General features: G+C 66.9%; 13 protein-coding genes and 3 tRNA genes. 11 read left to right on the top strand and 5 right to left on the bottom strand.

What is annotated here, in order from left to right; genetic code table 11:
* Positions 1-46: 46 nt before the first annotated feature.
* The 4 genes from NFH66_RS02745 to NFH66_RS02730 all read right to left on the bottom strand — a co-directional run bounded on the left by NFH66_RS02745 (position 47) and on the right by NFH66_RS02730 (position 1,176).
* Positions 47-123: transfer RNA gene (locus tag NFH66_RS02745), tRNA-Asp, on the bottom strand.
* A 29-nt stretch (positions 124-152) separates the two neighbouring features.
* A tRNA-Asp gene (locus NFH66_RS02740) sits at positions 153-229 on the bottom strand.
* A 38-nt stretch (positions 230-267) separates the two neighbouring features.
* Positions 268-343 (bottom strand) — tRNA-Val (locus tag NFH66_RS02735).
* An 89-nt stretch (positions 344-432) separates the two neighbouring features.
* Positions 433-1,176, bottom strand: a complete 744-nt coding sequence (locus tag NFH66_RS02730; RefSeq protein ID WP_349608188.1) for an alpha/beta family hydrolase — start codon at positions 1,174-1,176, stop codon at positions 433-435.
* 165 nt (positions 1,177-1,341) lie between these two features.
* Between NFH66_RS02730 and ccoN the strand changes: the two genes are divergently transcribed.
* From ccoN to fnr, 11 genes are all read left to right on the top strand, one after another.
* The gene (gene ccoN, locus NFH66_RS02725) at positions 1,342-2,766 is read left to right on the top strand and encodes a cytochrome-c oxidase, cbb3-type subunit I (RefSeq protein WP_349608186.1); all 1,425 of its coding nucleotides are present in this window, start codon (positions 1,342-1,344) and stop codon (positions 2,764-2,766) included.
* 23 nt (positions 2,767-2,789) lie between these two features.
* A complete protein-coding gene (gene ccoO, locus NFH66_RS02720) occupies positions 2,790-3,395 on the top strand; it encodes a cytochrome-c oxidase, cbb3-type subunit II (protein ID WP_349608184.1) in 606 nt (201 codons plus the stop codon).
* Between the two features lies 1 nt (position 3,396).
* Complete coding sequence (locus NFH66_RS02715; protein WP_349608182.1) at positions 3,397-3,627, top strand: cbb3-type cytochrome oxidase subunit 3; 231 nt, start codon at positions 3,397-3,399, stop codon at positions 3,625-3,627.
* A complete protein-coding gene (ccoP, locus tag NFH66_RS02710; RefSeq protein ID WP_349608181.1) occupies positions 3,624-4,553 on the top strand; it encodes a cytochrome-c oxidase, cbb3-type subunit III in 930 nt (309 codons plus the stop codon). Before NFH66_RS02715 ends, ccoP begins: the two co-directional genes overlap by 4 nt.
* A gap of 134 nt (positions 4,554-4,687) precedes the next feature.
* On the top strand, positions 4,688-6,127 hold the full coding sequence (gene ccoG / locus NFH66_RS02705) for a cytochrome c oxidase accessory protein CcoG (protein WP_349608179.1): 1,440 nt from the start codon (positions 4,688-4,690) through the stop codon (positions 6,125-6,127).
* 1 nt (position 6,128) lies between these two features.
* Positions 6,129-6,632, top strand: a complete 504-nt coding sequence (locus NFH66_RS02700; RefSeq protein WP_349608177.1) for a FixH family protein — start codon at positions 6,129-6,131, stop codon at positions 6,630-6,632.
* 15 nt (positions 6,633-6,647) lie between these two features.
* Positions 6,648-9,140 carry a heavy metal translocating P-type ATPase gene (locus NFH66_RS02695; RefSeq protein WP_349608175.1) on the top strand — a complete coding sequence of 831 codons (2,493 nt, stop codon included), beginning with the start codon at positions 6,648-6,650 and terminating at the stop codon, positions 9,138-9,140.
* Positions 9,137-9,364 carry a cbb3-type cytochrome oxidase assembly protein CcoS gene (gene ccoS, locus NFH66_RS02690; protein WP_349608174.1) on the top strand — a complete coding sequence of 76 codons (228 nt, stop codon included), beginning with the start codon at positions 9,137-9,139 and terminating at the stop codon, positions 9,362-9,364. The genes NFH66_RS02695 and ccoS overlap by 4 nt, the downstream gene beginning before the upstream one ends.
* Positions 9,364-10,068, top strand: a complete 705-nt coding sequence (locus NFH66_RS02685; protein WP_349608173.1) for a sulfite exporter TauE/SafE family protein — start codon at positions 9,364-9,366, stop codon at positions 10,066-10,068. Before ccoS ends, NFH66_RS02685 begins: the two co-directional genes overlap by 1 nt.
* A gap of 90 nt (positions 10,069-10,158) precedes the next feature.
* Positions 10,159-11,499: a radical SAM protein gene (locus tag NFH66_RS02680; protein WP_349608172.1), complete on the top strand. Its 1,341-nt coding sequence runs from the start codon at positions 10,159-10,161 to the stop codon at positions 11,497-11,499.
* A gap of 112 nt (positions 11,500-11,611) precedes the next feature.
* Complete coding sequence (gene fnr, locus NFH66_RS02675; protein ID WP_349608170.1) at positions 11,612-12,355, top strand: fumarate/nitrate reduction transcriptional regulator Fnr; 744 nt, start codon at positions 11,612-11,614, stop codon at positions 12,353-12,355.
* Between the two features lie 227 nt (positions 12,356-12,582).
* On the opposite strand, the gene ttcA is transcribed toward fnr, so the two are convergent.
* A complete protein-coding gene (gene ttcA, locus NFH66_RS02670) occupies positions 12,583-13,512 on the bottom strand; it encodes a tRNA 2-thiocytidine(32) synthetase TtcA (protein WP_349608168.1) in 930 nt (309 codons plus the stop codon).
* Positions 13,513-13,550 lie beyond the last annotated feature (38 nt).

Here is a 13,550-nt window from a genome sequence, read left to right as displayed (position 1 = left end):
CGCACTTTGGATACTGCACTTTCTCAAGCAAGCTGCCAGGCCTTGATGGCGGACCGGACGGGACTCGAACCCGCGACCTCCGGCGTGACAGGCCGGCATTCTAACCAACTGAACTACCGGTCCGCAACAGGGCTGACTGATCGGAAACACGTTGGCGGACCGGACGGGACTCGAACCCGCGACCTCCGGCGTGACAGGCCGGCATTCTAACCAACTGAACTACCGGTCCGCTGCGTGCTACCTACATGATCGGGACTGCCTGAGCAGTGGTGGGTGGTACAGGGTTCGAACCTGTGACCCCCAGCTTGTAAGGCTGGTGCTCTCCCAGCTGAGCTAACCACCCCCGGTCATGTGGCGCTGCATTCTACAGGGGCGGCCTCCAAAGTCAATGCTTTTTGTCACCCGGCGTCGATACCGCATTCACCAGCGGATTCACTCACTTGGCCACGCATGGCCGCTGGCCTGGGCGGCCATGCAAGCAACAATGGCGGCGCACCCCTCATCGATCAGCTGTACCTGACTCCTGCCGCTGGCACGACGCGGCTGCCAATCATGATCGCCATCCTCCAGCCAGTGCAGCCGCACACTCCCGGGCAACGCGTAACTCGCCACCTCATCACGGGTGCCGAAGGGGTCGCGAGTGCCCTGGACCACCAGCGTGGGGCAGGCGAGCCGCGGCCAGTGATCGAGCCGCAGCCGTTCGGGCTTGGCGGGCGGATGGAAGGGGTAGCCGCACAGAACCAGGCCCGGGGCGCCGTCGCGGGCGGCGAGAAGACTGGCCACTCGCCCGCCCATGGACTTGCCGCCCAGCCACAGGGGAGGCAACCGAGGGTGTGACAGAAGGTCGCACCAGGCCACCATCTCCTCGACCAGGCGATCGACACGCGGCGGGGGGCGCCGGCGCCCCTCACGGCGCATCTGCTGGAGATAAGCGAACTCGATGGCCAGGGTCTGGACGCCGCCTTCGGCCAGGCCGGCACGCAGCCGTTGCAGGAACGTGGAATCCTGGCCCGCCCCCGCGCCATGGGCAATCAGCAGTCGACCAACCGCCGCCTCGCCGCGGACTTCGAGGGGCCCTTCGGGCAACCACCAGCGGCCATGTTCGCCCCTCAGCAGGCGCGCACGACACTCGGCCGGGGTAATGGGCTCATCATGCTGATCGGAATGATGCGACAAGATATCTCCTTGCGAGTTCTACGATTACGCCGATAGGCGTGTTCAGGATATGGCTCGGCTGGGGTAGAATCTCACGCGAATTGATCTGCATCATCCTCAGGGAGGCCGCGTCTGTGACAGACTGACGCAGCTTTAATCTCCTACCGCGTTCGATGGGAACCCGACATGAGCACAGCATTTGAACACCCGACCTACAACTACAAGGTAGTTCGGCAGTTCGCGATCATGACCGTGGTCTGGGGCATCGTGGGCATGACACTCGGTGTCATCCTCGCCGCCCAGCTGGTCTGGCCGCAACTGAATCTCGATCTACCCTGGACCAGCTTCGGCCGCCTGCGCCCGCTGCATACCAACGCCGTGATCTTCGCCTTCGGCGGCTCGGCACTGATTGCCACCTCCTACTACGTGGTGCAACGCACCTGCCAGGTGCGCCTGTTCTCCGACCGGCTCGCCGCCTTCACCTTCTGGGGCTACCAGGCGGTGATCCTGCTCGCCGTGGCGACCCTGCCGCTGGGCTACACCACCACCAAGGAGTACGCCGAGCTGGAGTGGCCGATCAATATCCTGCTGGCGGTGGTCTGGATCGCCTATGCGATCGTCTTCCTGATGACCGTCAAGCGCCGCAAGGTGTCGCATATCTATGTGGCCAACTGGTTCTATGCTGCGTTCATCCTCACCATCGCCGTGCTGCATATCGTCAACAACGCGGCGATTCCGGTCACCGCCTGGTACTCCACCTCCCTCTACGCCGGCGCTATCGATGCCATGGTGCAGTGGTGGTACGGCCACAACGCGGTGGGCTTCTTCCTGACCGCCGGCTTCCTGGGCATGATGTACTACTTCGTGCCGAAGCAGGCCGAGCGTCCGGTCTACTCCTATCGCCTCTCCATCGTCCACTTCTGGGCGCTGATCATGGTCTACATGTGGGCCGGCCCGCACCATCTGCACTATACCGCTCTGCCCAACTGGACCCAGTCACTGGGCATGGTGCTGTCGATCATCCTGCTGGCACCCTCCTGGGGTGGCATGATCAACGGCATGATGACGCTCTCCGGTGCCTGGCATAAGCTGCGCACCGACCCGACCCTGCGCTTCCTGGTGGTCGCCCTCTCCTTCTACGGCATGTCCACCTTCGAGGGACCGATGATGGCGGTGAAAACCGTCAACGCCCTCTCCCACTACACCGACTGGACCATCGGTCACGTCCACGCCGGCGCCCTGGGCTGGGTGGCGATGATCACCATCGGCTCCATGTACCACCTGATCCCGCGCCTGTTCGGCCGCACCGAGATGTACTCGGTCAACCTGATCGCCGTGCACTTCTGGCTGGCGACCATCGGCACCGTGCTCTACATCGCCTCCATGTGGGTCAACGGCATCCTCCAGGGCCTGATGTGGCGTGCGATCAACCCGGACGGCACCCTGATGTACACCTTCGTCGAGTCCGTCGAAGCCAGCGGACCCGGTTACATCGTGCGTCTGATCGGCGGCTTGTGCTGGGTCACCGGCATGCTGATCATGGCCTATAACGTCACCCGGACCATCAAGCGCGGCGAAGAGGCCCGTCAGCCGCTTCCCCAGACCGCCTGAGCCTATAGGGAACGAGACTTCCAATGAGACACGAGATCGTCGAAAAGAACGTCGGCCTGCTCGCCGTGCTGATTCTGGTGGTAATCAGCTTCGGCGGCCTGGCCGAGGTGGTGCCACTGTTCTTCCAGAAGCAGACCACGCAGCCGGTAGAGGGGCTCAAGCCGCTGACCGCCCTGGAGCTCGAGGGGCGCGATATCTATCGCCGCGAGGGGTGTGTCGGCTGCCACTCGCAGATGGTGCGCCCCTTCCGCGCCGAGACCGAGCGCTATGGGCCCTACACCGTGGCCGGCGAAACGGTCTACGACCACAACTTCCTGTGGGGCTCCAAGCGCACCGGGCCCGACCTCGCCCGCGTGGGCGGCCGCTACAGCGACGACTGGCACCGCGCGCATATGTACAACCCGCGTGATGTGGTGCCCGAGTCGGTGATGCCCGCCTACCCATGGCTGTTCGAGAACACCGTCGACGGCGAGGCTACGCCCAAGAAGATGCGTGCCCTACGCGCCCTTGGCGTGCCCTACACCGACGAACAGATCGAAAACGCCACCGGCGAGGTGCGTGGCGAGCAGGAGATCACCGCTCTGATCGCCTATCTGCAACAGCTGGGCACCGTCCTCAAGGACCAATGACATGGATAGCGGCACCGTCAGCGGCATCGTCACCGGCACTCTGATCGTGGTCTTCATCGGCATTACGGTGTGGGCCTACTCGAAGCGGCGCAAGCCGGACTTCGACGAAGCGGCCAACCTGCCCTTCGCCGACGATGACCAGCAACCGAACCGTGACACAAGCGCCTCGCCTGACGGGGCCGATTCCCGCAAGAACGAGTCTTGCAAGCGCAAGGGAGACAGGAACACATGAATAATCTCTGGGGTGACTCCCTTTCCGGGTTCTGGAGCGCCTGGATCATCGTCATCACGCTGGGCTCCATCGGTATTGCCTTCTGGCTGCTCTATGCCAACCGCAAGACCGACAAGACCCCCGATGCCCAAGGCAATGTCGACACCACCGGCCATGCCGCCGACGGCATCGAGGAGTACGACAATCCGCTGCCGCGCTGGTGGTTCCAGCTCTACCTCGGCACCGTGATCTTCGCGCTGGGTTACCTGGTGCTCTATCCGGGCCTGGGCAACTTTGCCGGCCTGCTGGGCTGGAGCCAGGAGGGGCAGTGGGAGCAGGAAGTGGCGCGAGCCGAGGAGCGCTTTACACCGATCTTCGCCCAGTACCAGGAGGTGCCGATTCCCGAGCTGGCCCAGGATGGGGAGGCGATGCAGGTCGCCGAGCGTATCTACCTCAACAACTGCGCGGTATGTCACGGCTCGGGCGCTCAGGGCGGCTACGGCTTCCCCGACCTGACCGACGACGACTGGCTGTATGGCGGCGAGCCGGAGAATATCCTGGCGACCCTCAACAACGGCCGTAACGGTCTGATGCCCTCCTGGCAGCAGCTGGGCGAGCAGAACATCGAGAACGTTACCCAGCACGTCCTCGCGCTCTCCGGCAACGAGCATGATGCCGAACGCGCCGAGAGTGGTGCGGCGACCTTCGCCTCGGTGTGTGCCGCCTGTCATATGCCCGACGGCACCGGCAACCAGGCACTCGGCGCGCCTAACCTGACCAACAATATCTGGCTCTATCAGCAGCCCGGCCAGAGCGTCGCTGACTCGGTGCGCCAGACCCTGCGTAATGGCCGCAACGGTCATATGCCGGCCCAGGCCGCCTATATCGGCGAGGAGCGCGTGCATCTGGTGGCTGCCTATGTCTACAGCCTGCGCGACCAGGACTGAGACACTCCACTCTGGTAAGCCTGGAAGGGTGCGACCTCAGGTCGCACCCTTTCTCGTTTGTGCGACGCATCGATACAATAGCCCTATCATGCCCCGAAGCAACCCGGGCCCCACCTTCCTGCCGTGAGCCAGCCATGAGCGACAAGATCCCTACTCGCGATGTCACCCCGCAATCCGTGCAGCACCATACGCCCCAGGAAGCCGTCACCCAGGAGATGTATACCCGCCGGCGCCATATCTATGTGCGCGAGATCAAGGGCCTATTCCAGAAGATTCGCCGCAGTGCCAACTGGGCGCTGATGTTGGCCTTCTTTCTGCTGCCCTGGGTGCCCTGGGGCGGTCGCCCCGCCATCTGGTTCAACCTGCCCGGTCGCGAGTTCCATATCTTCTCGGCCACCTTCTACCCGCAGGAGTTCATGCTGCTCTCCTGGCTGCTGATCATCTGCGCCTTCGGGCTGTTCTTCATCACCGTATTTGCCGGTCGCGTCTGGTGCGGCTATACCTGCCCACAGAGCGTCTGGACCTTCCTTTACATCTGGGTCGAGCACCGCCTGGAGGGCTCGCGCAACCGTCGCATCAAGCTCGACAAGCAGCCCATGAACGCCGACAAGCTGTGGCGCAAGGGGGCCAAGCACGCCATCTGGCTGCTCATTGCCCTGGCCACCGGCATCACCTTCGTCGGCTACTTCACCCCCATCCGTGATCTGGTGATGGAGCTACCCACCCTGGAGGCCCATGGCTGGTCCTACTTCTGGGTCGGCTTCTTCCTGGTCTTCACCTACCTCAATGCCGGCTGGCTGCGTGAGCAGGTGTGCATCTACATGTGCCCCTACGCCCGCTTCCAGTCGGTGATGTTCGACCGCGACACCCTGATCGTCTCCTACGACAGCGCGCGAGGCGAGCCCCGCGGTCGTCGCAAGAAGAATCTCTCTCATCAGCAGGCCCAGGCGGCAGGCCACGGTGACTGCATCGATTGTGACCTCTGCGTGCAGGTCTGCCCCACCGGCATCGACATCCGCGACGGCCTGCAGTACGAGTGCATCACCTGTGCGGCCTGCATCGACGCCTGCGACAGCGTGATGGACAAGATGGGCTATCCCCGGGGCTTGATCCGCTACACCACCGAGAACGCCCTGGAGGGCAAGCCGACCCATATCCTGCGCCCGCGCCTGATGGGCTATCTCGCCGCCCTGCTGGTGATGATCGGGCTCTTCGCCTGGTCAGTGGGCGACCGCACACCGCTCTCCTTCGACGTCGAGCGAGACCGCAACCGGCTGTTCCAGACCACCGCCGACGGCGGCATCAGCAACAGCTATGCCATCACCGTGCGCAACATGGATGGAGAGGCCCATGTGTACCGCCTGGAGGCCTCCGGCCTGCCGGGGCTGACACTGGACATCGATCGCATCCAGGTCCCGGCCAGCGACTCCCGCCAACGGGTGGTCACCCTCACCGCCCCGGCCGCGGCCATCGAGCAGCCGAGCCACGCCATCACCCTGCGACTGACCGCCGAACAGTCCCCTGACATCAGCCTGGAGCGCGAGGCACGCTTCCTCGGCGACCTGCGGAGATAAGATGAGCGACGACATCAAGCCCTGGTACAAGCAGTTCTGGCCCTGGTTCCTGATCGGACTGCTGCTCTCATCGATCACCTTCAGCCTGGTCTACCTGGCGCTATCGATCCGCTTCTACGATGGCTCGGTGGGGGGCGACTACTACGAGCGCGGCCTGGCCATCAACGAGCAGTTGGCCAAGCAGGAGCACGCCCTGGAGCTGGGGCTCGCGGCCCGCCTGCGGGTCGACAACCGCACCGGGGACGTGGTCGTCGACCTGTCCGGCCCGCGCCAGCCACAACGGTTGCACCTGGCACTGATCTTCCCCACCGACAGCGACTTCGACCGCGAGCTGACCCTCGAGCACGTGCGCGAGGGGCGCTACGTCACCACCCTGGATGAGCCCCTGCGCCACCGCTGGTACCTGCAACTGCAGCCCGAGGCCGGGGAGGGAGCCGAGTGGCGGCTGACCGGCGAGGCGAGCTTTCCCAGCGACAACGAGGCAACCCTGGAACCGGGCCTCTAGCCCGGTATCTGCAACATGACGAGCGATACCTCCGAGACCTCCCGCGACACGCCCTGCTATCACTGCGGCAACCCGGTGCCCGCCAGGGCACCCTGGTCGATCACCCTGGACGACACCCGCCATCCGCTGTGCTGTCCCGGCTGCGAGGCGGTGGCCCACGCCATCGTGGATGGCGGGCTGGCCAGCTACTACCGCTTCCGCACCGAGCTGCCGGAGCGCCCCGATGATCGCGACGCCGCCCGGGCCGAGACCTGGGCGGTATTCGACGATCCCGGGCTGCAGTGCCAGTTCGTGCATCCCGAGGGGGACGACAGCGGCCGCGTCCACGCCACCCTGGCGGTGGACGGCATCACCTGTGCCGCTTGCGCCTGGCTGATCGAGCACCGGCTCAATGGCCTCGAGGGCATCGCCGCAAGCGCGGTCAACCTCACCCACCACAGGGTACGCGTCAGCTGGGACCCGAGCCGGGTCACGCTGTCGCGGATCCTCGCCGAGATGGCTGCCATCGGCTACCAGGCTCAGCCCTGGGAGCCCGACGAGGCCCAGGCGCGACTGCAGCGCGAGGAGCGCATGACCGTGCGCCGCCTGATCGTCGCCGCGGTGGGCATGGCCCAGGTGATGATGTTCTCGATTCCCATCTACGTGGCCGGCCCCGGGGAGATCAGCGAGGACTTCCTCGCCCTGTTCCACTGGCTCTCCTTCGCCCTGGCCACCCCGGTGGTGTTCTTCTCCGCGTTGCCGTTCTTCCGCAACGCGCTGCGCGACCTGCGCACCCGGGTGCTGGGCATGGACGTGCCGGTCTCCATCGCCATCGGCGGCGCCTATCTGGCCAGCGGCTATGCGGTGATCAGCGGTATGGGAGAGGTCTACTTCGACTCGGTGGCGATGTTCACCTTCTTCCTGCTCTTCGGGCGCTATGTGGAGGCCCGCGCCCGGCGCCGCAGCGGCCATACCGGCAACGCCCTGGCCGGCGCCCTGCCCCCCTCGGCGATCCGCCTGACCGACGCGGGCGAGGAGAGAATCCTGCCCGCCGGCGAGCTCTCCGCCGGCGACCGGGTACTGGTCAAGCCCGGCCACACCGTGCCCGCCGACGGCGTGATCGAGGAGGGCGAATCGAGCCTCGACGAGTCGATGCTCACCGGCGAGTACCTGCCCGTGATCCGCCGCGTCGGCGACACCGTCACCGGCGGCAGCCACAACATCGAGAGTCCACTGGTGGTGCGCGTGACGCATGCCGGCCGCGACGCCCGGGTCTCCGGCATCGTCGACCTCACCGACCGCGCCTTCGAAAGCCGCCCGCGCCTGGCCCAGATGGCCGCGCGCATGGCCCACCTGTTCGTGCTGCGGCTGCTGTTCGTGGCCCTGGGTGTGGCCATCGTCTGGTGGTTCATCGACCCGTCACGCGTGCTGTGGGTCACCCTCTCGGTACTGGTGGTGACCTGCCCCTGCGCCCTGGCCCTGGCGACACCCACCGCGCTCACCGCCGGCCATGGCCAGCTGCGCCGACGCGGGGTACTAGTCACCCGCGCCGATGCCATCGAGGCCCTCTCCCAGGTCGACCGGGTGATCCTCGACAAGACCGGCACCCTGACCACCGGCCGCATGAGCCTGGTGGAGACGCGTCCGCTGGGCGGGCTCGATGCGGCCTCGGCCCGCGCCCTGGCCGCCGCCCTGGAGGCACGCTCCGAACACCCCATCGCGCGCGCCTTCCACCCCTACCGCGATATCGACCGGCGCGCCGAGCAGATCACCAATCGCCCGGGCAAGGGTCTCGAGGGGCGGCTGGACGGTCGCGCCTGGCGACTGGGCCGCGCGGACTTCGCCGCCCCCGAGGCCTCCCAGGAGCCCCCCGGGGAGGGCCAGTGGCTGCTGCTCGCCGAGGCGGGCGAGCCGCGCTGCTGGTTTCGCCTCCAGGACCAGGTGCGCGAGGATGCCGCCGAGACGGTGGCCATGCTGCAGGCACTGGGCCTGGCCGTGGAACTGCTCTCCGGCGACACCCCCGAGGCCGCCGAGGGCCTGGCCCGGCGGCTGGGCATCACGACCTGGGAGGGCGGCGCCAGCCCGGAGCGCAAGCTTGCGCGCATCCGCGAGCGCCAGGCCGGCGGCGAGAAGGTCGCCATGGTCGGCGACGGCATCAACGACGTGCCGGTCCTGGCCGGGGCCGACGTGGCCATCGCCATGAATGGCGCCACCGACCTGGCCCGCACCAGCGCCGACGCCATCCTGCTCAGCCCACGCCTCTCACGCATCGCCGAGGCGGTGGAACTGTGCCGCGCCACCCGTCGGGTGATGCGCCAGAACATGCTATGGTCGGTGATCTACAACGCCTCGGCCATGCCACTCGCCGCCATCGGCATCGTGCCGCCCTGGCTGGCCGCCATCGGCATGTCGGCCAGCTCCCTGGTGGTGGTCGGCAACGCCCTGCGCCTCAACCGCTTCCACAGCCGTCTCGCCGACACGCCAGCGCCAGCGGCACCGGCCGGCGCGCCCTCGGAGGTGAGTCCGTGAGCATTCTCTACCTGCTGATTCCACTGTCTCTGACCCTGCTCGGCCTGGCCGTCTGGGCCTTTTTCTGGGCGGTGAAGCACGACCAGTTCGAGGACCTCGAGGGGCCGGCCTACCGTATCCTCTTCGACGACGACGCGAACGACCGCCCCTCCGAGCTGCCCCCCACCGAAGACGTCGACGCCCCGACGCCGCCGGACCGCCGTCCGGACGACGAGGTGCGCTGATGGATCCTACCGGGCTCGACCTGCCGCCCTTCGCCGCGGCCGTCGTCTTCGGCCTGCTGGGCGGTGCCCACTGCATCGGCATGTGCGGCGGCATCATGAGCGCGCTCTCCTTCGCCGTGCCCCCCAGCATGCGCTCATCCGCCCGTCTCTCCGGCCTGCTGCTGGGCTACAACCTGGGCCGCATCACCAGCTACATGGTGGCGGGCGCCCTGGCGGCGTCACTCGGCACCCTGCTCTCGCTGACCGCTCCCGCGCGCCTGATCCTGCAGGGGCTCGCCGCACTGATGCTGATCCTGATGGCCCTGTATATCGCCGACTGGTGGAAGGGGCTGCTCGGGATCGAAACCGTTGGACGGCGCCTGTGGCGCCACCTGGAGCCGTTCGGGCGCCGGCTGATGCCGGTGGTCAGGATTCCCCAGGCCGTGGCGCTGGGCGCGGTGTGGGGCTGGCTGCCCTGCGGGCTGGTCTACTCGATGCTGGCCTGGAGCCTGGCCATGGCCGACCCGCTGCGGGGCGCACTGCTGATGGGCGCCTTCGGCCTCGGCACCCTGCCGGCACTGCTGGCCACCGGGCTCGCCGCCCGCCAGCTGGCCGGCCTGATTCGCCACCGTGCCACCCGCAGCATCGCCGCGCTATTGATCATCGCCTTCGCTCTCTGGCAGCTGTGGCAACTGCTCCCGGGAGGCGGAGCGCCTCTCGGCTGACGACTATTCCACGCGGGATTGACACAGCTCAACGCTTGCCTGGCCGCGGCACCCTAGCATGGGGAGTATGTCCACGACCCGGAGTCGCCCATGTCCGTTCACGCCAAGCGCACTGCCCCCCAAGGGGCCTCGAGCCCGCCTCGAGAGCCGCTGCCCGGCGCGGGCGATCTGGTATCGGCCACCGAGGTCGCCTATCCCGCGCCCCACCACTATCACCCGGGCGTCGCTGCTCCCGCGCTGGAGGCGGCCCTCGCCGAGCGCCCGGCCGATGCCTCCCTCGCGGTAAGGGTGCGCCTGCCCTTCTGCCGTCATGCCTGCCGCTTCTGCGCCAGCCTGTGCGTGCCCTCCCACGACAGTCGCCAGGCGGAACCCTACCTGACGCGACTCGACCGCGAGATGGTGCTGGCCCGGCGCCGGCTAAGCGGACTGCCCCCGGTGTCACGCCTGCACTGGGGCGGCGGGACGCCGACATTCCTCACCCTGGACCAGATGAGCGACCTCTTCGATCGCCTGGACGCCCGCCTGGGGCTCTCCGCTGCCCGGGAGCGCGACTTCAGCATCGAACTCGACCCCCGCGAGGCCGACATGCTCACCCTGCGCCACCTCCAGGCGCTGGGCTTCAATCGCCTCAGCCTGGGCGTGCATGAGCTCGACCCCCGGGTACAGCGGGCGATCAACCGCATCCAGCCCCGGGCACTGACCGAGGCGCTGGTCGATGAGGCCGACCGACTGGGCTTCCGGGAACTGACCCTGTCGCTGATGCTCGGCCTGCCCTTCCAGACCCCGCAAGCCCTCGCCGATACCCTCGAGCAGGTGCTCGGCATGGCCCCGGCACGCATCCGCCTCCACCGTTACAACCACCGCCCGGAGCGCCACCTGGCCCAGCGCGCCATTCATCGCGACTGGCTACCCGACGCGGCGACGCGGCGCCAGCTGCTGGCCGTGGCACGTGCCCACCTGGAGGCATCCGGCTACGTGCATATCGGCCTCGGCCTCTTCGCACGTCGCGACGACCGCCTGGCCCAGTCGCGGGCCAGCGGCACCCTGGGGCACGGCCCGTTGGGCTTCACCCAGGACACCGCAGGTGACCTCCTGGGGCTCGGCCTGGGCGCCACCAGCCGCATCGGTGAGCTCTGGGTTCGCAACACCGACACCCTGGCGAGCTACGAGGGGGCCCTGGATGCCAGCCGCCTGCCCACCGCACGCGGTATCCGCCTGACGCCCGACCAGCAGCATCACCGGGCGATCCTCGAAGCCCTGCTCTGCGGCCGTTCTGTCGACCCTGCCGTGCTGTCGACGGGCACCGACCTCGAAGCACTATGTAGCGAGGGGCTTGTCGATCTTGCTGCCGGCCGGGTGGCGCTGACCGCCGAGGGGCACTGGCGACTGCCCCGCATCCTCGAGGCACTCGCCCCCCCGCCTGGCCCCTGACGCCCCCCCCCCCGGGATGGCAACGTTCTCCATCACCCTGCCCAGGGTGGTTTGCCCTGCCCTCGCTTTGCTCCATAATGGGCCCATGACCACGATCAAGAAGGATAGGGCCATGGCGGACACCCTCACCGGCCGACGGCGCTCGGTGCTACAGGAGACGCGCTGTCAGACCTGCAGCCTGAGCTCGCTCTGCCTGCCTCTGGCGCTGGAGGTGGAGGACATGGACCAGTTCGACGCCATCATCCGGCGCCGCGCACCACTCAAGAAGGGCGAGGCGCTGTTCCGCCAGGACAGCCCCTTCACCAGCGTCTTCGCGGTTCGCTCGGGTAGCCTCAAGCAGGTGACCACCGAGGGCAGCGGCGAGGACCAGCTGACCAATTTCTACCTGCCCAGCGAGCTGGTGGGCCTCGACGGCATCGACGAGCAGCACTACCCGGGCACCGTGGTAGCACTGGAGACCACCACCGTCTGCGAAATCCCCTTCGATCGCCTCGACCACCTCTCGGAGTCGTTGCCGGAGTTGCGCGGTCAGCTCTACCGCAGCATGAGCAAGGAGCTGCGTGCCGACCGCCGCATGATGCGCCTGCTGTCACGCAAGACCGCGGACCAGCGCCTGGCCAGCTTCTTCACCAGCCTCTCCGAGCGCTTCCGCCGCCGCGGCTACTCTCCCTACAGCTTCCGTCTCTCCATGTCCCGGGCCGATATCGGCAACTACCTGGGCCTGGCGGTGGAGACGGTGAGCCGCATCCTCGGCCGCTTCCAGACCCAGGGCGTGGTGGCCGTCTCCGGCCGCGAGGTCAATATCCTCGACCTGCCGGCGCTCACCCGCCTGGCCGAGGAGGAGGGGGCGCACTAACGGCGTAAGCCGTAAGCCGTAAGCCGTAAGCCGTAAGCCGTAAGCCGTAAGCCGTAAGCCGTAAGCCGTAAGCCGTAAGCCGTAAGCCGTAAGCCGTAAGCCGTAAGCCGTAAGCCGTAAGCCGTAAGCCGTAAGCCGTAAGCCAGGGTATCGACGCCAAGCCTAGCGGCAAAGAGTTGTTCTTACAGCGTAAAGCTTATAGCTTACCGCTCCCGGCGAAGCCGGGTTTACAGCTCTTGCTGGATATCGATCCGGCTGGCCTGCATCCTGGCCTGCTTCTCCTCCAGCCCGGCGAAGTCGAACAGGTCGCGATCGGCCAGCTGCGAGGGGGCGACGTTGGTCACCGCCTTGAACATGCTCTCCAGGCGCCCGGGATGCTTCGCCTCCCACTCGGCCAGCATTTCCTTGACGACCTGGCGCTGCAGGTTGGGTTGGGAGCCACACAAGTTGCAGGGAATGATCGGAAAGGCCATCTGCCGGGCGAACTCGGCGATATCCTCCTCGCGGCAGTAGGCCAGCGGGCGGATGACGATATTGCGACCATCGTCGGAGAGCAGCTTGGGCGGCATCGCCTTGAGGCTGCCACCGAAGAACATGTTGAGGAACAGCGTCTCGAGGATATCCTCGCGGTGATGGCCCAAGGCGATCTTGGTGGCCCCGATCTCCTCGGCGAAACCGTACAGGGAGCCCCGCCGCAGCCGCGAGCAGAGCGCGCAGGTGGTCTTGCCCTCGGGCGTCTTCTCCTTGACCACCGAGTAGGTGTCACGCTCGAGGATATGGTACTCGACGCCGGTGCCTTCCAGGTACTCGGGCAGCACGTGCTCAGGGAAGCCGGGCTGCTTCTGGTCGAGGTTGACCGCCACCAGCGAGAACGCCACCGGGGCGTTGCGCTGTAGGCTGCGCAGGATCTCGAGCAGGGTGTAGCTATCCTTGCCCCCGGAGAGGCAGACCATCACCCGATCCCCCTCATGGATCATCCCGTAGTCGATGATCGCATTGCCCACCTGGCGTCGCAGGCGCTTGTGCAATTTGTTGAACTCGCGCCTTGCCCGGGCATCGAGGGCCTCGGTGTCTTCCTGGATGGCGGGCTCTTGCGGGGCGCTTTCCTGGATAGCGGAAGCGAGGGCGCGGGGGTCGAAGGTCACGGCGTCTTGCATGGGTCTTGGCGCTGCCAGTGCGGGCGGAAATGGGGAGG

The organism is Halomonas sp. H10-9-1, from assembly GCF_040147005.1.
Lineage (GTDB): Bacteria > Pseudomonadota > Gammaproteobacteria > Pseudomonadales > Halomonadaceae > Halomonas.
Note: the sequence above shows the minus strand (reverse complement) of the source record. Positions and strands in the feature narration are given on the sequence as shown.